This window comes from Cellulomonas sp. H30R-01 (genome assembly GCF_010119915.1).
Lineage (GTDB): Bacteria > Actinomycetota > Actinomycetes > Actinomycetales > Cellulomonadaceae > Cellulomonas > Cellulomonas algicola.
Genome location: NZ_CP048210.1, coordinates 1,734,581 through 1,755,486, shown reverse-complemented (window position 1 = coordinate 1,755,486; position 20,906 = coordinate 1,734,581). Strand labels below are relative to the sequence as shown.

The 20,906-nt window shown below is 73.5% G+C and carries 19 protein-coding genes; 12 read left to right on the top strand and 7 right to left on the bottom strand.

Annotation, left to right across the window (positions count from 1 at the left end; genetic code table 11):
* Window positions 1-7: 7 nt before the first annotated feature.
* Complete coding sequence (locus tag GXP71_RS07745) at window positions 8-1,813, bottom strand: long-chain fatty acid--CoA ligase (RefSeq protein WP_162352186.1); 1,806 nt, start codon at window positions 1,811-1,813, stop codon at window positions 8-10.
* 199 nt (window positions 1,814-2,012) lie between these two features.
* On the opposite strand from GXP71_RS07745, the gene GXP71_RS07740 reads away from it, so the two are divergent.
* Window positions 2,013-2,954, top strand: a complete 942-nt coding sequence (locus GXP71_RS07740) for an ROK family glucokinase (RefSeq protein WP_162352185.1) — start codon at window positions 2,013-2,015, stop codon at window positions 2,952-2,954.
* Between the two features lie 96 nt (window positions 2,955-3,050).
* On the opposite strand, the gene GXP71_RS07735 is transcribed toward GXP71_RS07740, so the two are convergent.
* Window positions 3,051-3,620: a hypothetical protein gene (locus GXP71_RS07735; RefSeq protein WP_162352184.1), complete on the bottom strand. Its 570-nt coding sequence runs from the start codon at window positions 3,618-3,620 to the stop codon at window positions 3,051-3,053.
* A 163-nt stretch (window positions 3,621-3,783) separates the two neighbouring features.
* Between GXP71_RS07735 and GXP71_RS07730 the strand changes: the two genes are divergently transcribed.
* From GXP71_RS07730 to GXP71_RS07720, 3 genes are all read left to right on the top strand, one after another.
* Window positions 3,784-4,563 carry a 1-acyl-sn-glycerol-3-phosphate acyltransferase gene (locus GXP71_RS07730; RefSeq protein ID WP_162354257.1) on the top strand — a complete coding sequence of 260 codons (780 nt, stop codon included), beginning with the start codon at window positions 3,784-3,786 and terminating at the stop codon, window positions 4,561-4,563.
* A gap of 126 nt (window positions 4,564-4,689) precedes the next feature.
* Window positions 4,690-5,910, top strand: a complete 1,221-nt coding sequence (locus GXP71_RS07725) for a pyrophosphate--fructose-6-phosphate 1-phosphotransferase (RefSeq protein ID WP_162352183.1) — start codon at window positions 4,690-4,692, stop codon at window positions 5,908-5,910.
* Window positions 5,907-7,259: a class II 3-deoxy-7-phosphoheptulonate synthase gene (locus tag GXP71_RS07720; RefSeq protein WP_162352182.1), complete on the top strand. Its 1,353-nt coding sequence runs from the start codon at window positions 5,907-5,909 to the stop codon at window positions 7,257-7,259. Before GXP71_RS07725 ends, GXP71_RS07720 begins: the two co-directional genes overlap by 4 nt.
* A gap of 82 nt (window positions 7,260-7,341) precedes the next feature.
* On the opposite strand, the gene pknB is transcribed toward GXP71_RS07720, so the two are convergent.
* Together pknB and GXP71_RS07710 are read right to left on the bottom strand one after the other, a co-directional pair.
* Window positions 7,342-9,345 carry a Stk1 family PASTA domain-containing Ser/Thr kinase gene (gene pknB / locus GXP71_RS07715; RefSeq protein ID WP_162352181.1) on the bottom strand — a complete coding sequence of 668 codons (2,004 nt, stop codon included), beginning with the start codon at window positions 9,343-9,345 and terminating at the stop codon, window positions 7,342-7,344.
* A gap of 50 nt (window positions 9,346-9,395) precedes the next feature.
* Window positions 9,396-10,562, bottom strand: a complete 1,167-nt coding sequence (locus GXP71_RS07710; RefSeq protein ID WP_162352180.1) for a LysM peptidoglycan-binding domain-containing protein — start codon at window positions 10,560-10,562, stop codon at window positions 9,396-9,398.
* A gap of 146 nt (window positions 10,563-10,708) precedes the next feature.
* Between GXP71_RS07710 and GXP71_RS07705 the strand changes: the two genes are divergently transcribed.
* A complete protein-coding gene (locus GXP71_RS07705; protein WP_162352179.1) occupies window positions 10,709-11,122 on the top strand; it encodes an Rv2175c family DNA-binding protein in 414 nt (137 codons plus the stop codon).
* 50 nt (window positions 11,123-11,172) lie between these two features.
* Here the strand turns inward: GXP71_RS07705 and GXP71_RS07700 are convergent, their stop codons facing one another.
* Entirely contained in the window at window positions 11,173-12,291 is a 1,119-nt protein-coding gene (locus GXP71_RS07700; RefSeq protein WP_162352178.1) for a polyprenyl synthetase family protein, read from the bottom strand.
* A gap of 10 nt (window positions 12,292-12,301) precedes the next feature.
* Entirely contained in the window at window positions 12,302-12,823 is a 522-nt protein-coding gene (locus GXP71_RS07695; protein WP_202924343.1) for a hypothetical protein, read from the bottom strand.
* 263 nt (window positions 12,824-13,086) lie between these two features.
* Here GXP71_RS07695 and GXP71_RS07690 point away from each other — a divergent pair, with 263 nt between their 5' ends.
* The 6 genes from GXP71_RS07690 (at window position 13,087) to GXP71_RS07665 (ending at window position 18,085) form a co-directional block, all read left to right on the top strand.
* Window positions 13,087-14,298 (top strand): DUF4192 domain-containing protein, encoded by a 1,212-nt coding sequence (locus GXP71_RS07690; protein ID WP_162352177.1) that lies wholly within the window; start codon window positions 13,087-13,089, stop codon window positions 14,296-14,298.
* A gap of 107 nt (window positions 14,299-14,405) precedes the next feature.
* Window positions 14,406-14,804 (top strand): universal stress protein, encoded by a 399-nt coding sequence (locus GXP71_RS07685; RefSeq protein WP_162352176.1) that lies wholly within the window; start codon window positions 14,406-14,408, stop codon window positions 14,802-14,804.
* A gap of 320 nt (window positions 14,805-15,124) precedes the next feature.
* Window positions 15,125-16,744, top strand: a complete 1,620-nt coding sequence (locus tag GXP71_RS07680; protein ID WP_162352175.1) for an RNA polymerase sigma factor — start codon at window positions 15,125-15,127, stop codon at window positions 16,742-16,744.
* A gap of 198 nt (window positions 16,745-16,942) precedes the next feature.
* On the top strand, window positions 16,943-17,293 hold the full coding sequence (locus GXP71_RS07675; RefSeq protein WP_162352174.1) for a helix-turn-helix transcriptional regulator: 351 nt from the start codon (window positions 16,943-16,945) through the stop codon (window positions 17,291-17,293).
* On the top strand, window positions 17,280-17,816 hold the full coding sequence (locus GXP71_RS07670; protein ID WP_238402680.1) for an SRPBCC domain-containing protein: 537 nt from the start codon (window positions 17,280-17,282) through the stop codon (window positions 17,814-17,816). Before GXP71_RS07675 ends, GXP71_RS07670 begins: the two co-directional genes overlap by 14 nt.
* A complete protein-coding gene (locus GXP71_RS07665; protein WP_162352173.1) occupies window positions 17,813-18,085 on the top strand; it encodes a YciI family protein in 273 nt (90 codons plus the stop codon). Before GXP71_RS07670 ends, GXP71_RS07665 begins: the two co-directional genes overlap by 4 nt.
* A gap of 172 nt (window positions 18,086-18,257) precedes the next feature.
* Here GXP71_RS07665 and GXP71_RS07660 read toward each other — a convergent pair whose 3' ends face one another.
* The gene (locus GXP71_RS07660) at window positions 18,258-18,467 is read right to left on the bottom strand and encodes a hypothetical protein (RefSeq protein WP_225916503.1); all 210 of its coding nucleotides are present in this window, start codon (window positions 18,465-18,467) and stop codon (window positions 18,258-18,260) included.
* Between the two features lie 196 nt (window positions 18,468-18,663).
* On the opposite strand from GXP71_RS07660, the gene GXP71_RS07655 reads away from it, so the two are divergent.
* Entirely contained in the window at window positions 18,664-20,802 is a 2,139-nt protein-coding gene (locus tag GXP71_RS07655; protein WP_162352171.1) for a type IIA DNA topoisomerase subunit B, read from the top strand.
* Window positions 20,803-20,906 lie beyond the last annotated feature (104 nt).

Below are 20,906 nucleotides of genomic sequence, written 5' to 3'. Positions count from 1 at the left end.
TCGCCCGCTACTCCCGGTCGTCGCTGTACAGCGCCTCGACGTCGGCTGCGAAGTCCTTCATGACGACCGCACGGCGGATGCTGAGCTTCGGCGTGAGGTAGCCGTCGGCCAGCGTCAGGTCGCGGTCGAGGATGCGGTACTTGCGGATCGACTCGGCCCGCGAGACCGCCCGGTTCGTCTTCGCGACGGCCTTGTCGAGCGACGCGAGCACGTCCGGGTCGGTGCGGGCCTCCTCGAGGCTCATGGCCGGCTTGCCGTGCGCGGCGAGCCAGCCCGGCACGCCCTCGGGGTCGAGCGTGATGAGCGCCCCGATGAACGGCCGCTGGTCGCCGACGACGACGACCTGGCTGATCAGCGGGTGCGCGCGCAGGCGGTCCTCGAGGATCGTCGGCGCGACGTTCTTCCCGCCCGCGGTGACGATGATCTCCTTCTTGCGGCCGGTGATCGTGAGGAAGCCGTCGTCGTCGAGCGCGCCCAGGTCGCCCGTGCGGAACCAGCCGTCGCCGAGCGACTCCCGCGTCGCCTGCTCGTTGGCGTGGTAGCCCGTGAAGACCTGGATGCCCTTGATCTCGACCTCGCCGTCGGCGGCGATCCGGATCGCCGTGCCGGGCAGCGGCAGACCGACCGTGCCGATCTTCGTCTTCCCCGGACGGTTGACCGTCGCGGGCGCCGTCGTCTCGGTCAGTCCGTAGCCCTCGAGGACCTTGAGGCCCACGCCGCGGTAGAAGTGCCCGAGGCGCTCGCCCAGGGGCGCTCCGCCGGAGATCGCCCACTCGGCCTGCCCGCCGAGCGCGGCGCGCAGCTTGTGCAGCACGAGGACGTCGGCGACCTTGTGCTGCAGCCTGAGCCACGGGCTCGGGCCCTTGGGGTTGTCCAGCGCACGCGAGTAGACGATCGCGGTCTTCGCGGCACGCTGGAAGATGGGGCCCTTGCCGCCCGCGGCGGCCTTCTGCTCGGCCGAGTTGTAGACCTTCTCGAACACGCGCGGCACGGACAGGATGAACGTCGGGCGGAACGAGCCCAGGTCCTCGACGAGGGTCCGCGTGTCGGGCGTGTGGCCGAGCACCGCACCCGCCGGGATGCACAGCACCTCGATGAAGCGCGCGAAGACGTGCGCGAGCGGCATGAACAGCAGCGTGCGGGCGCCGTCGCCCGCGACGACCTCCTGGAGCCCGGCGACCGTGTTCACGGTGAGCTCGTAGAAGTTGCCGTGCGTCAGCTCCACGCCCTTCGGGCGCCCGGTGGTGCCCGACGTGTAGATGATCGTCGCGACGTCCCCCAGCGACGCGATCGACCGGCGGCGCGCGATCTCCTCGTCCGGCACGTCCGCCCCGGCGGCGACGAGGTCGTCCACGGCACCGTCGTCGAGGACGAGCACGTCGCGCAGGCGGGTCGCGGGCCGGACCTCGTCGACGACCGCGAGGTGGTCGCGCGTCTCGACCACGAGGAGCGTGACGTCGGAGTCGGTGAGGATCCACTCGACCTGCTCGGCCGACGACGTCTCGTACAGCGGGACCGGCACGGCCCCCGCACGCCAGGCCGCCCAGTCGACGAGCGACCACTCGTACCGCGTGCGCGACATGATCCCGACGCGGTCGCCGGGCTGCACCCCGCGTGCGACGAGGCCCTTCGCGACGGCGACGACCTCCGCGTCGAACTCCCGCGCGGTCAGCGGGATCCACGGGCCGCCGGCCTGTGACTTGTGCTCGACGAGGACGCGGTCCGGGGTGTCGCGGACGCGCGCGGCGAAGAGGTCGTTGAGATTGTGCTCGGGATCGACCTCGACGAGCAGGGGAGTGTGGAACTCGTCCATTCTGGCTCCAGTGGCAGTGGCGAAGTGTGCGACGAGGATACGTGACGTGACAAGGGCCACATCGTCGCCCGAACGTGTCGCGTACCGCGGGACCAGCAGGACGATCGGCGCACGTGTCGGGTCCGCGGGCCGCTAGCGTGGTGCCGCGGACCTCTCGGTCGCAGATCCCAGGCACTGACGCGTAGGAGCACTCACGGACATGCACGCCATCGGTGTGGACATCGGCGGGACGAAGATCGCGGCAGGCGTCGTGGACGAGGAGGGCGTGATCCTCGCGCAGACGCGCGTCGAGACGTCCCCGGACGACGTCGCGGGCATCGACCGCGCGATCGCCCAGGTCTACCGCGAGCTGTCGGGCTCCTACGAGGTCGGGGCCATGGGCCTGGCCGCGGCCGGCTTCGTCGCCGCCGACCGCTCGGGCGTGCTGTTCGCGCCGAACATCGCGTGGCGCGACTACCCGCTCCGGGACAAGGTCAAGGCGCTCATCGACGACGACCTCACCATCGTGGTCGAGAACGACGCCAACGCCGCCGGCTGGGCCGAGTTCCGGTTCGGTGCGGCGCGCGACGTCGACGACATGCTCCTGCTCACGGTCGGCACGGGCCTCGGCGGCGCGATCGTCTCGAACGGCGAGCTCGTGCGCGGCGCGTGGGGTGTCGCGTCGGAGGTCGGGCACATGAGGGTCGTGCCGGGTGGTCACTACTGCGGCTGCGGTCACGAGGGCTGCTGGGAGCAGTACGCGTCGGGCAGCGCGCTCGTCCGCGACGCCCAGGCCGCGGTGCTGCGCGAGCCCGAGCGCGCCGAGCGGCTCCTGCAGCTCGCGGGCGACGCCGAGAAGATCGTGGGCCCGCAGATCACCCAGGCCGCCGAGGAGGGCGACCCGCTGTCGATCGAGCTGCTCGCGGAGCTCGGTCGCTGGCTCGGGGAGGGTGCGGCGTCGGCCACGGCGCTGCTCGACCCTGCGCTCATCGTCGTCGGCGGCGGTGTCGTGGCGGCCGGTGAGCTGCTGCTCGGACCGGCCCGCCGCGGCTTCGGGGAGCAGCTCTCGGCGCGCGGGCACCGTCCCGAGGCGTCGTTCGTCGCGGCAGCGATGGGCAACGACGCCGGCATGGTCGGCGCGGCGGACCTCGCACGCCTCTGACGTCGGGCGCGTCGCGCGACGTCGGCACGCCTGACGTCGCGCGCTGACGCCGAAGGGCCGTCCCGGGCCCGTCGCCGTCGGTCGGCGCAGGCGAGGTCAGACGACGGCGCCCGTGTCGTCGTCCTCCGGGTCGCGCCGGTGCGGCATGCGCCAGACCAGCACCGCGACGCCGATGACGAAGACCGCGGCCGCGGCCTGCACGATCGCGCTGGGCGCGTCGCGCCAGAACAGCACCACGGCCAGCAGGAACAGCGGCATGCCCGCGGCGGCGATCCACGCCATGGTCAGCAGCGGGTCCCCGCCGAGCACGGGGCCCGGGTCGGGCGGCACGAAGTGCTCCTCGGCGTCGACGGCCTGCTCGGCGTCGTCGATCTGGTCGGTGCCCGACCAGTCGCGGCCCGAGGTGTCGCGTGCGGCGCGCACGACGCGCGCGTCCGACGTCCACGCGGTCGCGTCCGGCGTGGGGTCGGCCGGCGCGGCGGCTCGGCCGGGCGGGTCCTGGTCGTCGTCGTCCTCGCCCGTGTAGCCGGCGAGGTCGCCGAGCTGTGCGACGATCGCGTCCCAGCGTTCGTCGTCGGTCTCGGCGTGCGCGTCGTCGGCCGGTCCCGGCGCGTCGGACCCCGGAGGGGGGACCGCGTCGTCGGGGTCGTCGGGGCGTGCAGCCATGAGAGCACTCTAGAGTCGGACGCAGCGGTCGGGGACGCCCTGCGCCGGTCGATCGGTCAGGGGCGTCGTCCCGAGCCGCGCGGGCCGGTCCGTCGGGAGCCCGTGGGCGGGCCGGAACGTGCCGGTGAGTCGGCTGAGAGGTGGGCTGTTGTTCTACTGGTTGATGAAGCGGGTGTTCGTGGGCCCGTTGCTGCACCTCGTGTACCGCCCGTGGGTGCGGGGTGCGCAGCACGTCCCCGCGCGCGGAGCCGCGATCCTCGCGAGCAACCACCTCGCGGTGATCGACTCGTTCTTCCTGCCGCTCGTGCTCGACCGCGAGCTCGTCTTCATCGGCAAGCAGGAGTACTTCACGGGTCGCGGCATCAAGGGCCGGATGACCGCGGGGTTCATGCGCGGCGTCGGGACGATCCCGGTGGACCGCGGCGGCGGCAAGGCCAGCGAGGCGGCGCTCAACACCGGCCTGCGGCGGCTGCGCGAGGGCGACCTGTTCGGCATCTACCCCGAGGGCACGCGGAGCCCGGACGGCCGCCTGTACCGCGGCAAGACGGGTGTCGCGCGGCTCGCGCTCGAGTCCGGCGCCCCCGTGATCCCGGTCGCGATGGTCGGCACGGAGATCGCGCAGCCGCTCGGGCGCAAGATCCCCAAGGTCATGCGCATCGGCGTCGTCATCGGCGAGCCGCTCGACTTCAGCCGCTACCAGGGGATGGAGAACGACCGCTTCATCCTGCGGTCGGTCACCGACGAGATCATGTACGCGATCATGAGCCTGTCCGGCCAGGAGTACGTCGACGTGTACGCGGCGACGCAGAAGGCGCGCATCGCCACCGGTCACCCGGCTGCGACGGGCGACGCGCAGGACCACCTGCCGTCGGCGCCGGGCGGCCGCCCGGTCCCGGAGGTCCAGGTTCCGGTCCCACCCGAGGACGGGTCCGCGCGTCAGTAGGATGAGCCCGTCGGTCTCGACCGACCGTGCACGGCCCGACGTCCCCCGACGGGAGACCGGGTCCGGCACGTCAGGGCGGGAACGCCGCAGCGCGTCCGCCGTGCTCATCTACGAGAGGTGTGTCTCATGTCGGTTCGTCGCGTCGCCCTCCTGACCGCAGGTGGCTTCGCTCCGTGCCTGTCGTCCGCCGTCGGTGGCCTCATCGAGCGTTACACCGAGATCGCGCCGGACGTCGAGATCATCGCCTACGAGCACGGGTACTACGGCCTGCTGCGCGGCGACAAGATCGTGATCGACGCGGAGACCCGCAAGAAGGCCGGCATCCTGCACCGCTTCGGCGGCTCGCCGATCGGCAACTCGCGCGTCAAGCTGACCAACGCCAAGGACTGCGTCAAGCGTGGTCTGGTGCAGGAGGGTCAGGACCCGCTGCAGGTCGCGGCGGAGCAGCTCAAGGCCGACGGCGTCGACGTGCTGCACACGATCGGTGGCGACGACACCAACACGACCGCCGCCGACCTGGCCGCCTACCTCGCGGACAACGGCTACGGCCTCACCGTCGTGGGCCTGCCCAAGACGATCGACAACGACGTGGTGCCGATCCGCCAGTCGCTCGGCGCGTGGACCGCGGCCGAGGAGGCCGCCGGGTTCGCCGCGAACGTCATCGGCGAGCACCGCTCGGGCCCGCGCATGCTCATCGTGCACGAGGTCATGGGCCGGCACTGCGGCTGGCTGACCGCCGCCGCGGCCGCCGAGTACCGCAAGTGGCTCGACCAGCAGGAGTGGGTCCCGGGCATCGGCCTCACGCGCGAGCGCTGGGACATCCACGCCGTCTTCGTGCCCGAGCTCGCGCTCGACATCGACGCCGAGGCCGAGCGCCTCAAGAAGGTCATGGACGAGCAGGGCAACGTCAACATCTTCCTGTCGGAGGGTGCGGGCATGCACGAGATCGTCGAGCAGCTCACGGCGGCCGGCACGCCCCCCGAGCGCGACCCGTTCGGTCACGTCAAGCTCGACACCATCAACCCGGGCCAGTGGTTCGCGAAGCAGTTCGCGGAGAAGCTGGGCGCCGAGAAGACGATGGTCCAGAAGTCCGGCTACTACTCGCGCGCCGCGGCCGCGAACGCCGAGGACCTGCGCCTCATCAAGTCGATGACCGACCTCGCCGTCGAGTGCGCGCTGCGGGGCGAGTCGGGCGTGATCGGTCACGACGAGGAGCAGGGCGACGTCCTGCGCGCGATCGAGTTCCCCCGCATCGCGGGCGGCAAGGCGTTCGACGTGTCGCAGCCCTGGTTCGGCGAGCTGCTGGCGGACATCGGCCAGCCGCTCGTCGCGGCGAGCCACTCATGAGCGTCGAGCCGGACCCGCAGGTCCTCGCCGGGCTGGACGCCTGGCGGGAGCTGCCCGCGGGTCAGCAGCCGCGGTGGCCGGACCGGGCGTCGCTCGAGAAGGTGTCGTCGCGGCTCGCCGCGCTGCCGCCGCTCGTGTTCGCGGGGGAGGCGGACGCGCTGCGCGGCCAGCTCGCCGCCGCGGGCCGCGGTGAGGCGTTCCTGCTCCAGGGCGGGGACTGCGCGGAGACGTTCGCCGAGGCGACGGCCGACAACATCCGGAACAAGATCAAGACGATCCTCCAGATGGCCGTCGTGCTGACGTACGGCGCGAGCCTGCCCGTCATCAAGATGGGCCGGATGGCGGGGCAGTACGCGAAGCCGCGCAGCTCGGACTCCGAGACGCGCGACGGCGTGACGCTGCCGGCGTTCCGCGGGGACATCATCAACGGCTTCGACTTCACGTCCGAGGCCCGCGTCCCCGACCCGCAGCGCCTGCTCGAGGCGTACCACACGTCCGCGTCGACGCTGAACCTCATCCGCGCGTTCACGACGGGCGGCTTCGCGTCGTTGCTGCGCGTGCACGAGTGGAACCGCGGGTTCACGACGAACCCGGCGTACTCGCGCTACGAGGAGATCGCCGCCGAGATCGACCGTGCGATCCGGTTCATGGCAGCGTGCGGCGCCGACTTCGACGCCCTGCGGACCGTGGACTTCTTCTCGTCGCACGAGGGGCTGCTGCTCGACTACGAGCGGCCGCTCACGCGCATCGACTCGCGCACGGGTCTGCCGTACGACTGCTCGGCCCACTTCCTGTGGATCGGGGAGCGCACGCGTCAGCTCGACGGCGCCCACGTCGACTACTTCTCGCGCGTGCAGAACCCGATCGGCATCAAGCTCGGGCCCACGTCGACGGGCGACGACGCGCTCGCGCTCATCGACCGGCTGAACCCGAGCGGCGAGCCCGGCCGGATCACGTTCATCACGCGCATGGGCGCCGGCAAGGTCCGCGACCTCCTGCCCGCGCTCGTCGAGAAGGTGACGGCCGACGGACGACCCGTCACGTGGGTGTGCGACCCGATGCACGGCAACGGCATCACGTCGGCGACCGGCTACAAGACGCGCCGGTTCTCGGACGTCATGGACGAGGTCGCGGGCTTCTTCGAGGTGCACCGCGCGCTCGGCACCGTGCCGGGCGGCCTGCACATCGAGCTCACCGGTGGCGACGTCACCGAGGTGCTCGGCGGCTCGGAGGAGATCGACGACGAGGGTCTCGCCCTCCGCTACGAGACGCTCGTCGACCCGCGGCTCAACCACCAGCAGTCGCTCGAGATGGCGTTCCAGGTCGTGGAGCTGCTCCGCAAGGCCTGAGGCCGCCCCGATCACGCGAGAAGGCCCTCACCGGTGCTGCCCGGTGAGGGCCTTCTCGCGACTGCTGCGAGCGTCGCGAAGGTCAGACGACGGTCAGTGTGATGACCGTTCCCTTCGCCACCTTCTGCCCGCCCGCGACGCTCTGGTCACGGACGGTGCCGAAGATGCCGCCCAGCACGTTGCTGCGCTTCGGCTCCATACCCAGCGCGACCAGCTGTTCGGCCGCCTTGTCGTACTGGAGCCCGATGAGCTTCGGGATCTCGATCAGCTCGGGCCCCTTGGACACCGTGAGCGTCACCGTGTCGCCGCGGTGCAGCACCGTCTTGTCCGCCGGGTCCTGCGAGATGACGTGCCCCGCCTCGACCGTGTCGCTGAACGCCTCGTTCGTCGCGACCTTGAGGCCGAGCCCGTCGAGCGTCGCCGTCGCCGCGTCGAGCGGCTCGTTCACCACGCTCACGACGGTGACGGGCGCGGGGCCCTTCGAGACGACGAGCGCGACCTCGGTCCCGCGCGTGCTGCGGACGCCCGGGTCGGCCGGCGAGCCGTCGGGCAGCGTCGCGCTGATCACGACGCCGTTCGGGACGGTGTCGTGGTACTCGGCGGGCGGGTAGGTCGCCTCCAGGCCGGCGTCGGCGAGCGTCTTCTCGGCGTTCGCCTGGAGCTCGTTCACGACGCCCTGCGGCACGTTCACGTAGTCGGGCCCCTTGGAGACCGTGAGCTCGACGACTCCCTCCTTGCGCACGCGCTCGCCGACCGCGGGGTCGCTCGCGACCACGGTCCCGACGGGGGCCGTGGGGTCGAACGCCTCGACCCGGCTGGCGTCGAGCCCGGCGTCGTCGAGGGCCGCCTTCGCCTCGTCCTCGGTCACCTGGAGCACGGACGGGACCGTCGTCCACGCGCCCGGGCCGACCCGCAGGTACCACCACGTGCCCAGCCCGCCGAGCGCGAGGAGCAGCACGAGGAGCATCGCGAGGACGCGGACGCGGCGGCGGCGCGGGGGCGGCGCGGCGTCGACGACGCGCACCGGCGCGGACGGCGGGGCGGCACCCAGGCCGATCGGCAGGGCGACCGTCGCACCGCTCGGGCGCGGGACCGGGAGGCGTGTCGTCTCGTCGGTCGGGACGTCGTCCGTGGCCTGCGCCTCGGCGTCGAGGTCCGTCTCGTCGGGGTCGGTCGCGGCGGGCAGGGCGATGGAGGGTGCGACGTCGGCACGTCGGGCGAGCGTCGCGGCGTCGAGGGACGCCCGCGTGCGCCGCACGAGCGTCAGGGCGGCGGCCGCGTCGAGCGGGCGGTCGTCGGGGGACCGCGCCGCGAGCGCGCCGACGAGCTCGTCGACCTCGGCGGGGAGCCACGCCACCGCGTCGGACGGCGCCGGGATGTCGTTGTTCACGTGCTGGAACGCGACCTGGATCGGCGTCTCGCCCGTGAACGGCTGGGCGCCGACGAGCATCTCGTACAGGAGGATGCCGCACGCGTAGACGTCGGTGCGGGCGTCGCTCGCACCGCGCACCACGAGCTCGGGCGCGAGGTAGGCGACCGTGCCGAGCACGGTGCCCGTCGTGGTCGACGTGACCTCGGTGACCGCGCGCGCCAGACCGAAGTCGGCCAGCTTGACCCGGTCGTCGCTCGCCAGCAGCACGTTCTCGGGCTTGATGTCCCGGTGGACGAGGCCGACGCGGTGCGCCGCGGCGAGCGCGTCGAGCACGGCCTCGGTGACGCGCAGCGTCTCGCCGACGGTCAGCGCGCCCTGCTCGGCGATCCGCCGGCGCAGGTTGGAGCCGTCGACGTACTCCATCGTGAGGTAGCTGGTCTCCCCGTCGAGCCCCTGGTCGAAGACCCCGACCAGCCCGGGGTGCGTGAGGCGCGCGGCGGTCCGGGCCTCGCGACGGAACCGTGCGACGAAGTCCGCGCCCGAGGTGCCCTCCGCGAGGTGCGGGTGCATGACCTTGAGGGCGACGTCGCGGTCGAGGCGCCGGTCGACGGCCAGGTAGACGGTCGCCATCCCGCCGCGCGCGATCCGGGAGACGATCTCGTACCGGCCGTCGACCAGGCGGCCGACGAGCGGATCGGTGACGGTGGCTCCCACGCGCAGGAGTCTACGGTCGGGCGTGCCCGGATCGTCGCAGGCAGGGCCCCTCAGGCGAAGCGCGTCATGTGCGACTGCACGTTGGCGACGTACTGCTTGGTGTCGGTGAACATGCCGTTGCGCTTCACGGACGAGGCGCCCTGGTAGTACCCGGCGATCGCGGTCGGCAGGTCGGGCGCGTTGCGCACGAGCGAGCGCAGGATCGCGACGCCCGCGACGACGTTGTCGTCGGGGTTCAGCAGGTCGAGCGGCCGCCCGACGAGGTCCGACGCCCACTTCCCGGACGAGGGGATGACCTGCATGGTGCCGATGGCGTTCGCGGGGGAGACGACGGCGTGGTTGAAGCCGGACTCCTGGAACGCGACGGCGAGCGCGAGTGCCGGGTCGACGCCGTACGCGCGCGCCGTCGCGGTGATCTTGGCGCGCATGTCGGCCTTCGACGGCACGGCGGACGCGCGCAGCGCGGCGAGGTTGGCGTTGGCGGCGGAGACCGTCGCGGCCGGGTACGACCGGCCCGCGAACGTCGAGCCGACGCTCGTCGCCGCTGCCGGGGCGACCCCCGGGATGGTGAGCGTCTGGCCGATGCGGATGAACGCGCGCGCGTCGAGGCCGTTCGCGGCCACGACCGCGGACACCGTCGTGCCGTAGCGGCTGGCGATCGCGGAGACCGTCTCGCCGCCGGCGACGGTGTGCGTCGCGGACGCGGGGGCGGCGGCGACGGCGGGCGTCGCGGCGGCGGCGCTGCCCGCGCCGGCGGCCCCGGGGATGGTGAGGGTCTGGCCGGCCCGGATGAAAGCGCGTGCGTCCAGACCGTTCGCGGAGACGATCGCTGCGACCGTGGTGCCGTGGCGGCTCGCGATGTGGCTCACGGTGTCGCCGTTGCGGACGGTGTACGTCGCGGCAGCCGGCGTCGGTGCGGTGGTCGCGGCCGGGGCGACGCGCACCCCGGACGACCCGGTCGGGATCGTGAGCACCTGACCGACGCGGATGAACCCGCGCGCGTCGAGGCCGTTCGCCTGGCGGACCGCCGTCACGGTCGAGCCGTACCGGGCCGCGATGTGGCTCACGGTGTCGCCGGAGCGGACCGTGACCTGCTCGTCGGCGTGCGCGGCGGTGCCGGTGGCGGTCACGGCGACGGCGGCCACCGCGAGCGTGGCACCCGTGGCGGTCGCGGTGCGGCGCAGGCCGTCGGCGCGGGACGTGGCGAGCGGCGTCATGACGGCCCCCTCAGACGAGTCAGGAGTGACTCGTGGTGCTGGTGTGAAACAAGTGACAGAAATCGACGGTAGCCGAGCGGTCCAGGCAGGGAAAGGCGGCTGGGCGAATTGCGCGGCTGTCATTCGACGATGCGTACTCTTGACGGGTGAACGACGCATCCGACGCCCTCGACCGCCTCGTCGACGAGTGGCTCACCGTGCCCGACGTGGCCGAGCGCACCGGACTCGACGCCGGCAAGGTGCGGCGCCTGCTCCAGGAACGTCGCCTCGTCGGCGCGCGCCGCGGTGACCCTCGCGTGCTGTCCGTCCCCGCCGCGTTCCTCGTCCCCGGGCACCTCGCGAACCCCGCGCAGCCCACGACGCCCCGCCCGGACGACGCGTGGACCGTCCTCGCCTCGCTCCAGGGCACGCTGACGGTCCTGGCGGACGCCGGGTTCTCGGACGAGGACGCGATCGCGTGGCTCTTCACGCCCGACGACTCGCTGCCGGGCACGCCCGTCGAGGCGCTGCGTGCGGGCCGCAAGACCGAGGTGCGCCGACGGGCCCAGGCCGAGCTCTGACGCGGACGTCGCGGCCGCGGTCGTCGCAGCCCTCGACCCGGTCGGTGCCGTCAGGCCCGGCGGTCCACCGCGGCGTGCGCGACCTCCGCGAGGCGTGACGCCGCCGGCTCCGGCCACGCGCGTGCGGCCATGATCGCGAACGCGCGCCCGGCCAGGTCCTCGATCGTGCGCTCGACCTCCTCGACCGCACCCGTCGAGGCGATCGCGTCGGCGAGGCGCGTCACGACGTCGTCCGGCATCGCACGGTCGCCGATGTGGTCGCGGAGCAGCGACACGGTCGCCTCGTCCCCGCGCTCGCGCGCCAGGCGCACGGCGCGCGCGACCAGGACGGTCCTCTTGCCCTCGCGCAGGTCGTCGCCCGCAGGCTTGCCCGTCGTCGACGGGTCGCCGAACACGCCGAGCAGGTCGTCGCGCAGCTGGAACGCCTCGCCCAGCGGGAGCCCGATCGCGCGGCACGCGGCCAGGGCCGGCCCGTCCGCGTCGGCGAGCGCCGCGCCGACCACGATCGGGTGCTCGACGCTGTAGCGCGCGGCCTTCGCCTGGATGACGCGCCGTGCGCGCGCCTCGTCGGCGTCGGGGTCCGCGCCCCAGGGCATCGCCTGCGCGAGGACGTCCAGGTACTGCCCCACGGTCACCTCGGTCCGCATGAGGTCGAAGACCTCGCGCGCGGCCGTCGCCCGGCTCGCAGGAGCGCCGGCGAGCGCGCCGGCGAACTCCTGCTCGCTCGCGACGAGCGCGAGGTCGCCGAGGAGGATCGCCGCCGACGCCCCGAACCGGACGGCGTCGCCCAGCAGGCCCTGCTCGGCGTGCAGCCGCTCGAACGCGCGGTGCGCCGACGGCATGCCGCGACGCGTGTCCGAGTCGTCCATGACGTCGTCGTGGAAGAGCGCCGCGGCCTGGAACAGCTCGAGCGCGGCCCCGACCCGCAGCACCGCGGCGGCCTCGGCCGTCCCGGGCTCCCCGCCGTGCGCACGCCACGACCACCAGCAGAACGCCGCGCGCAGCCGCTTGCCGCCCGAGAGCATGCGGGTCACGGCCGTCACGAGGGGTGCGGTGTCGTCGCCCAGCGCGCCGAGCTCCGTGGTCAGGCGGGCGACGTGCCCCGCGAGCAGCGCGTCGACCTGGGGGCGGACGTCCTCGAGGTCGACGAGCGCGGGGGTGGCGGTCATGCCCCGCAGCCTAGGCGGTCGTCGGGCGCACCTGTCCGCCGAGCGTGAGCGTGCGGACGCCGTCCCGGTCGAGGATCCCGACGACCAGGAGCTCGCTGCCGTCACCGCGCGAGAACGTCGACTGCGCGGCGAGCCCGGGCTCGGGGGCAGGCGGCGACGACTCGCTGAAACCGGCGGCGACGAGCGGTCCGCGCAGCGCGTCGAGCAGCCCTGCGGCGTCCTGCTCGGTGCGGAGGTTGAGGCTGACGTCGAGCAGGTCGGAACCGTCGACGGGGTGCACCGACGACACCAGCACCTCGGCGCCGGCGGGCACCGGGAGGAGCGCGGACGGGAAGCCGTCGGCGAGCCGTCCGACCGCCGACGCGGTCGCCTCGTCGTCCGGCAGCAGGGTCTCGCTCGGTGCGGGCGCGGCGGTCAGCGCTCGCGTGGGCGAGTCCGTCGGGTCGACCGTCGCGGGAGCGCTCGTGGAGCACGCGGCGACCGTGCCGGCGACGGCGGCGGCGAGCACGGCGGCTGTCCAGGGGCGGGGCACCGCGCCAGGGTAGTCGTCGCCCGGTGGCCCGGTGGCCCGGTGGCCCGGTGGGCCCGGTGGCCCGGGGCTCGTCGATGCGGTGACCCGGTGGCCTGGTGGCCCGACGGCCGGGTGAGCCGTGCCCGGGTGGCGCGATGCCCCGTTCGTCCGTCCGCGCGCGTCGGCCAGCGTCCAGCCGTCCACAGACCCCTCCTCGGGCCGGCCGCCCACAGGGCGCGTCGACGACCCTCCGGGCCGGGTCGCCGCTGCGGTGTGCTGCCGCCATGGACACCACGACCCTGCGCGTCAGCGAGCCACGCGAGCTGCTGGCCCTCGTCCCGTACCGCCTCGGCTTCCGCCCGGAGGACAGCGCGGTCGCCATCAGCCTGCGGCCGCCACGCGGCCAGGTCGGGCTCGTGGTCCGCGTCGACCTGGAGCAGCTCGCCGACCCCGACGACGGCGGACGGTGCGCCCGCGCCCTCGTGGGCCTGCTCGACCAGGACGGGGCACGGCGCGCGGTCCTCGTGCTGTACGTCGAGGACGACCCGCGGACGAACGGCACCGACGCGGCCGACGCGACCGGACGCGCCGTCGAGGCGTTTCGCGAGGCCTCGGCGGTCCCGCTCGGCGACGTGGTCGTCTGGGTCGTCACCGCGAGCGGGTACCTGGCCCTCGACTGCACCGACCACGCGTGCTGCCCGCCCGGCGGTCGACCGCTGCGGGACCTCGACAGCACGCAGACGAGCGCGCGCATGGTGCTGGCGGGCTCGGCCGTCGCCGGCTCCCGCGGGGACCTGGGTCGGATCCGGCGCGCCGACGAGGACGCCCGCCGTGGCGCCGCGCGGACCCGTCGGAGGTGGGAGCGGCGACGCGAGACGGCGGCCGCCCAGGGGCCGCGCGAGCTCGCCGCCTGGCGGCAGGACTGTCTCGCGGCGTGGCGTGCGGCGGTCGCGGGGGAGCAGGCCGCCGCCGACCGGGGAGCCGGCGCGGACGCCTCGGTCCGCCCGCCGTCGCGGACGTCGGCCGGTGACACCCGCGGCGTGCGCGGCGGCCCCGGGCGCGCGCCGTGGGGCCGCGTCGAGGCCGGGCTCGTCGACCGTCGCGTGCGGGACGCCGTGCTCGTCGGGATGCTGCCGGGGACGGGCGACCTGCCCGAGCGGAGCGTGACGGGGGAGTCGCCGGCCCCCGCGGTCGACGCGGCGGTCGGTGCGGCCGTGGCGACGCTCGTGGACCCGGCGCGTGCGATGCGTCCGCCGGCCGACGTCGACGTCCACGAGCGGGTGCTCGAGCGGGTCGTCGCGCACGGCCGCGCCGGAGGGCAGGCGCCCGCCCTGACGCTGCTGGCGATGCTCGCCTGGTGGCGTGGCGACGGCGCACGCGCGGCGGTCCTGCTCGAGCGCGCGCTCGCCGACGACCCCGGTCACCGGCTCGCCGTGCTGCTCGCGGACGTGCTCGCGGCGGCCGTGCCACCGGGTTGGGTGCGGTCGGCGTCCTGAGCCCAGGGCGGCGAACGGGCAGGTCCGACGCGTGTGCCCTCGTACGTCGGCCGTACCTCGGGTAGCGTCACGGCCACGGCGCGACGGTTGTGGACGAGGGAGGACCGATGGGCGGCATCGTGGTCGGTTACCTGGCGACCCCCGAGGGCCGGGCAGCCCTCGAGGCGGCGGTCGAGGAGGCGCGCCGGAACGACTCCAGGGTCGTCGTGGTCGTCAGCGCACGCCCCGACGAGGCGCCCGAGCAGCGCGCCGCGGTCGAGCAGGCGCTCGCGCAGGTCGAGTCGGAGCTCGCGGCCGGTGGCATCCCGCACGAGGTGCGGCTGCTGGACGGGGGCGACGTGGCCGACGACCTCATCGGGACGGCCGAGGACGTCGACGCGCAGCTGGTCGTCATCGGGCTGCGTCGGCGCAGCCCCGTGGGCAAGCTCATCCTCGGCGCCAACGCGCAGCGTGTGCTGTTCGACGCGCCGTGCCCCGTCCTGACGGTGAAGCCCGCCGCGAGCTGAGCCGAGCAGCGCCACCGGAGCGAGCCGTCGTCGGCCACGCGTCCGGTCTGCGCAGCCCGCGCGCACGCGCCGCGGCGATCCGGGACGGCGCCGGTCGTGCGGCTCTCCGTGACCGCCGTGCGGCTGACCGCGAGAGATCGTGCGGCCCTGCGCGGGAATGGGTGGGGCCGCTCGTCCGTTGGACTGGTGTCAGCCCGTGTGCCGGCGTCGACGAGGGCGCCACACCTGCCGCCGCAGCCGCCGTGCGCGGTCTCCGCCGGTACAATATGGGTCTACCTCCCGGCTCCCGCTCCGGGTGTCTCGCTGCCGAAAGGTAATTCGTGTCGTCCCAGACCCCGCATCCCGCGCTCCCGCGCGAGTTCGAGCACCCCGCCCTCCAGGAGCTGGTCCTCCGGGGGCGGACCCATGGCACCGTCAGCGCCGAGGAGCTGCGTTCCGCCTGCGAGCAGGCGGACGTCCAGGACCCGAAGCGTCTGAAGGCCGTCATGCGTGGCCTCGGCACCGCGGGTATCGGCGTGCAGCAGCCCGCCGCGGCCCCCGCTCCCGCGCGTGCCGTCGCAGCGACCAGCGCCAAGGCGCGGACGTCCACCAAGGCCGTGGTCGCGCGTGACGAGGCCGACGGCGACGCGCCCGCCCGCCCCGCCGCCACGAAGGCGACGACCGCGAAGGCTGCCGGCACCGCCAAGGCCACGGCCAAGCCCGCGGCGAAGTCGACCGGTCCCAAGACGGCCGGCAAGGCGTCGGCCGCCAAGGCCGCCACGCCCGGGAAGGCCGGCGACTCCGACGAGGAGATCGACGAGGCCGAGGAGCTCGAGGACGTCGAGATCGACGAGACCGAGACGCTCGAGGACGTCGACGTCGCGGCCGACGACACCGAGGAGGCGGCGGAGACCACCGAGGGCGACGACGAGGAGTCGACCGAGGCGAAGCCGAAGGCCGCGGCCGAGGAGGAGTCGGAGGACAGCGCCGGCTTCGTGTACTCGGACGCCGACGACGACGACGCGCCGGTGCAGCAGGTCGTCACCGCAGGCGCGACGGCCGACCCGGTCAAGGACTACCTCAAGCAGATCGGCAAGGTCGCGCTGCTGAACGCGGAGCAGGAGGTCGAGCTCGCCAAGCGCATCGAGGCCGGCCTGTTCGCGGAGGAGCGCCTGAACGCCGGCGTCACGATGGAGCCGAAGCTGCGTCGTGAGCTCGAGTGGATCGCGGGCGACGGTCGTCGTGCCAAGAACCACCTGCTCGAGGCCAACCTGCGGCTCGTCGTCTCGCTCGCCAAGCGTTACACCGGTCGCGGCATGCTCTTCCTGGACCTGATCCAGGAGGGGAACCTCGGTCTGATCCGCGCGGTCGAGAAGTTCGACTACACCAAGGGCTACAAGTTCTCGACGTACGCGACGTGGTGGATCCGCCAGGCCATCACCCGCGCGATGGCCGACCAGGCGCGCACCATCCGCATCCCGGTGCACATGGTCGAGGTCATCAACAAGCTCGCGCGCGTCCAGCGTCAGATGCTCCAGGACCTGGGCCGCGAGCCCACGCCGGAGGAGCTGGCCAAGGAGCTCGACATGACGCCCGAGAAGGTCGTCGAGGTCCAGAAGTACGGCCGCGAGCCCATCTCGCTGCACACGCCCCTCGGTGAGGACGGCGACAGCGAGTTCGGTGACCTCATCGAGGACTCCGAGGCCGTCGTGCCCGCCGACGCGGTGAGCTTCACGCTCCTGCAGGAGCAGCTGCACCAGGTCCTCGACACCCTGTCCGAGCGCGAGGCCGGCGTGGTGTCGATGCGGTTCGGCCTCACCGACGGCCAGCCGAAGACGCTCGACGAGATCGGCAAGGTCTACGGCGTGACGCGTGAGCGCATCCGTCAGATCGAGTCCAAGACGATGTCGAAGCTGCGCCACCCGTCGCGCTCGCAGGTCCTGCGCGACTACCTGGACTGATCGGCGCCTCGGCGTCGCGCCCGGAGCCCGTCCCCGCCTCGGCGGGGACGGGCTCCGTCGTTCGTGCGGTCGCGTCCGCGGCCCACGGGCAGCAGATGGTTAGTCTTGACTAACGGTTAGCGATGGCTGACGATTAAGCCGTCATGTCGCTGACCGGAGGTGCACGATGCAGGGATCGACGACCGTCCCGTGGTCACCATGACGCCCGCCGACGACACGTTGCGCGCGCTCGCCGAGCCGCGCCGCCGGGAGATCCTCTCGCTTCTCGCGCACGACGAGCTGCCGGTCGGCCGACTCGCCGACGCGTTCGACGTGTCCCGCAGCGCGATCAGCCAGCACCTGCGCGTGCTGTCGGACGCCGGGCTCGTCACCTACCGCACCGTCGGGACCCGCAACTTCTACCGCGCGCGACCGCAGGGGCTCGCCGAGCTCCGGGCGTTCCTCGACGAGACCTGGGCGGCGTCGCTCGACGTCGCCCGACGCCTCGCCGAGGCCGACGCGGGTTCCGGGACGCCCACTGACGGGGAGGCGCACCGTGCCTCCGCGTGACGCCACGGGCGGGATCGCGCCCGTCGTGCCCCTCGTCCCGCCGCCGGTCCGGCAGTCGACTCTCGTCCGCGCCCCGCTGGAGCGCACGTTCGACGTCTTCGTCACCGAGCTCGGAGCGTGGTGGCCCGTCGACCCCTTCTCGATCGGCACGGACCGGGTGCGCGACGTCACCGTGGACCCGCGCGTGGGCGGGGACGTCGTGGAGACGTGGGACGACGGCAGCACGCACGCGTGGGGCCGCATGGTCACCTGGGACCGGCCGCACGGGTTCACGATGTCGTGGTCGATCACGCCCGAGCCGACGGAGGTCGAGCTCAGGTTCCGCTCGCTCGCACCGTCGCTCACGCGCGTGTCGGTCGAGCACCGCGGCTGGGAGCGCATGACCGACGCGCAGCTCGAGGTGGCGTGCGCGCTGCCCGGTGGCTACCGGGGCGGCGCGTTCGTCCGAGGGTGGGGTGTGATCCTCGACGCGCTCGCGACCCGCGCACACGCAGGGACCGTGGCCGAGGGAGGGGAGCGGTGAGCCGCTTCGTCGTGTTCTACGAGCCCGCCGACGACGTCCTCACGGTGGGGGCGCCGCACATGCCGGCGCACTCGGCGCACGTCGACGCCGCGGCGCAGCGGGGCGACCTGCTCGCCGTCGGCGTGTTCGAGGACCCGCAGCGCCACGGGTCGATGTGCGTGCTGGTGAGCCGGGAGGCCGCGGAGCGGTTCGTCCGCGAGGACCCGTTCGTCGTGCACGGCGTGGTGCGCTCGCACCGGATCCTGGAGTGGCACGACATCCTCGCCTGACGGCGAGGCGACGACCGCCGGCTGCACCAGGCACCGCACGGCACGGGTTTCGACCCGACAGCTGCGCGGCGAGGGACGCCGACTCGAGCGCCGCGCGCACGACGCGCCCGGGATGCGACGAGGCCCGGACCGTGGTGGTCCGGGCCTCGTCGTGCGAGTGTCGTGCGGTGCCTCAGCGGGCGGCGCCGGTGCCGGCGCCGTGCTCGGCGAGCAGGCGGTCGGTCTCGTCGTGGACGTGCGTCGCGACGTCCGCGAACTTCGGCGCGTGCTCACGCGCGTGGTGCGCGCAGAACAGCAGCTCGCCCACGGGGAGCACCACGCGGACGTAGGCCTGGGCACCGCAGCGGTCGCAACGGTCGGCTGCGGTCAACGGCTCGGTCATGGTCCCTGTCACGTCTCCATACAACCATCCCGGACCCGGATCCATCTCACCGGCAGCGGGTGGTTCGCTCCCGGCGTACGGCGTTTCCCCCGGACGGGACGCGATCGTGTCCGGACCGTGTCCGACCCGTGTCCCGGCCGTGTCCGCTGCGGCGAGGTTCCCCGGTGCTGTCAGGCCGCCCGGCTACCATCCCCCCGTGACGACGACTTCCCCGCAGTCCGGCTACACGGCCCGGCACCTGTCGGTGCTCGAGGGCCTGGAGGCCGTCCGCAAGCGCCCCGGCATGTACATCGGCACGACCGACAGCCGCGGGCTCATGCACTGCCTCTGGGAGATCATCGACAACTCCGTCGACGAGGCGCTCGCCGGGCACGGCGACCGCATCGACATCGTGCTGCACGCGGACACGTCGGTCGAGGTCCGCGACAACGGCCGCGGCATCCCCGTCGACGTCGAGCCCAAGACGGGCCTGACGGGTGTCGAGGTCGTGTTCACCAAGCTGCACGCGGGCGGCAAGTTCGGCGGCGGCTCGTACGGCGCGTCGGGCGGCCTGCACGGCGTGGGCGCCTCGGTCGTCAACGCGCTGTCGGCACGGCTCGACGTCGAGGTCGACCGCGGCGGACGCACGCACCGCATGACGTTCCACCGGGGTGAGCCGGGCGTGTTCGACGACCGCGAGGGTCTGAGCCCGGAGTCGCCGTTCGAGCCGTTCGTCTCGGGCTCCGAGCTCGCAATCGTCGGGAAGACGCCCCGCGCGCGCACGGGGACGCGCGTGCGCTACTGGGCGGACCGGCAGATCTTCCCGAAGACCGCCGTGTTCTCCTACGACGAGCTCGTGACGCGCGCGCGTCAGACGAGCTTCCTGGTGCCCGGCCTCACGCTGACGGTGCGCGACGAGCGCGGCATCCCCGGCACGCCGGGCGAGAGCGGGCCGCACGAGGAGACGTTCTTCCACAGCGGTGGCGTCGTCGACTTCGTCGACCACCTGGCGCCGGACCCGGCCGTCACGGACACCTGGCACCTCACGGGGTCGGGCACCTTCACCGAGACGGTGCCGGTGCTCGACGAGCGCGGTCACATGAGCCCGCAGGAGGTCAGCCGCACGTGCGAGGTCGACGTGGCGCTGCGCTGGGGGACCGGTTACGAGACCGAGGTCCGGTCGTTCGTCAACATCATCGCGACGCCCAAGGGCGGCACGCACCTCGCGGGCTTCGAGACGGGGCTGCTGCGCACGGTCCGCAAGGCCGTCGAGGCGAACGCCCGCCGGCTCAAGATCAGCGCCAAGGACGCGGCGACCGAGCGCATCGAGAAGGAGGACGTGCTCGCGGGCCTCACCGCGGTCGTGACGGTCCGCCTCGCGGAGCCGCAGTTCGAGGGCCAGACGAAGGAGGTCCTGGGCACCGCGCCGGTGCGCGCGATCGTCGCGAAGGTCCTCGACACCGAGCTCGGCGGGATCTTCGTGTCACCCAAGCGCGACCACAAGGCGCAGTCGTCGCTGCTGCTCGACAAGGTCGTCGGGGAGATGCGCGCGCGGCTGTCGGCGCGCAAGCAGAAGGAGATCTCCCGCCGCAAGAACGCGCTCGAGTCGTCGTCGCTGCCCGCGAAGCTCGCGGACTGCCGCATCGACGACGTGGACCGCAGCGAGCTGTTCATCGTCGAGGGCGACAGCGCGCTCGGCACCGCGAAGCTCGCCCGCAGCTCGGACTTCCAGGCGCTGCTGCCGATCCGCGGCAAGATCCTCAACGTCCAGAAGGCGTCCGTCACGGACATGCTGAAGAACACGGAGTGCGCGTCGATCATCCAGGTGATCGGCGCGGGCTCGGGCCGGACGTTCGACCTCGAGGCCGCGCGCTACGGCAAGGTCGTGATGATGACGGACGCCGACGTCGACGGTGCCCACATCCGCACGCTGCTGCTCACGCTGTTCTTCCGCTACATGCGGCCGCTCGTCGAGCAGGGGCGCGTCTACGCGGCGGTCCCGCCGCTGCACCGGATCGAGCTCGTCGGGGGTGGCCGCAAGGCCGACCCGGAGGACCGGTACCTGTACACGTACTCCGAGGCGGAGCTCGCGGCGACGCTCAAGCGGCTCGACCGCAGCGGCAAGCGCTACAAGGACGACATCCAGCGGTACAAGGGTCTCGGTGAGATGGACGCCGACCAGCTCGCGGAGACGACGATGGACCCGCGTCACCGCACGCTGCGTCGCGTCACGGTCGAGGCCGCCGCGCGGGCCGAGCAGATCTTCGAGCTGCTCATGGGCTCGGACGTCGCGCCGCGCAAGGACTTCATCGTCGCGGGCGCCCAGGCGCTCGACCGGTCGCGCATCGACGCCTGACGTCGTCCCGCCGCGCCCGGGCCGAGCCCGGCCCGGCCGGTGCGGTCCGGTCCGGTTCGCACGACGGTCGGGGGACCTCACACCGCGGTGACGCTCCACCGGCT

What these genes read in the sequence shown, in the direction of transcription:
- GXP71_RS07745 (WP_162352186.1), bottom strand. Translation starts at nt 1,813, where the DNA reads ATGGACGAGTTCCACACTCCCCTGCTCGTCGAGGTCGATCCCGAGCAC.
- GXP71_RS07740 (WP_162352185.1), top strand. Translation starts at nt 2,013, where the DNA reads ATGCACGCCATCGGTGTGGACATCGGCGGGACGAAGATCGCGGCAGGC.
- GXP71_RS07735 (WP_162352184.1), bottom strand. Translation starts at nt 3,620, where the DNA reads ATGGCTGCACGCCCCGACGACCCCGACGACGCGGTCCCCCCTCCGGGG.
- GXP71_RS07730 (WP_162354257.1), top strand. Translation starts at nt 3,784, where the DNA reads ATGAAGCGGGTGTTCGTGGGCCCGTTGCTGCACCTCGTGTACCGCCCG.
- GXP71_RS07725 (WP_162352183.1), top strand. Translation starts at nt 4,690, where the DNA reads ATGTCGGTTCGTCGCGTCGCCCTCCTGACCGCAGGTGGCTTCGCTCCG.
- GXP71_RS07720 (WP_162352182.1), top strand. Translation starts at nt 5,907, where the DNA reads ATGAGCGTCGAGCCGGACCCGCAGGTCCTCGCCGGGCTGGACGCCTGG.
- GXP71_RS07710 (WP_162352180.1), bottom strand. Translation starts at nt 10,562, where the DNA reads ATGACGCCGCTCGCCACGTCCCGCGCCGACGGCCTGCGCCGCACCGCG.
- GXP71_RS07700 (WP_162352178.1), bottom strand. Translation starts at nt 12,291, where the DNA reads ATGACCGCCACCCCCGCGCTCGTCGACCTCGAGGACGTCCGCCCCCAG.
- GXP71_RS07690 (WP_162352177.1), top strand. Translation starts at nt 13,087, where the DNA reads ATGGACACCACGACCCTGCGCGTCAGCGAGCCACGCGAGCTGCTGGCC.
- GXP71_RS07685 (WP_162352176.1), top strand. Translation starts at nt 14,406, where the DNA reads ATGGGCGGCATCGTGGTCGGTTACCTGGCGACCCCCGAGGGCCGGGCA.
- GXP71_RS07675 (WP_162352174.1), top strand. Translation starts at nt 16,943, where the DNA reads ATGACGCCCGCCGACGACACGTTGCGCGCGCTCGCCGAGCCGCGCCGC.
- GXP71_RS07660 (WP_225916503.1), bottom strand. Translation starts at nt 18,467, where the DNA reads ATGACCGAGCCGTTGACCGCAGCCGACCGTTGCGACCGCTGCGGTGCC.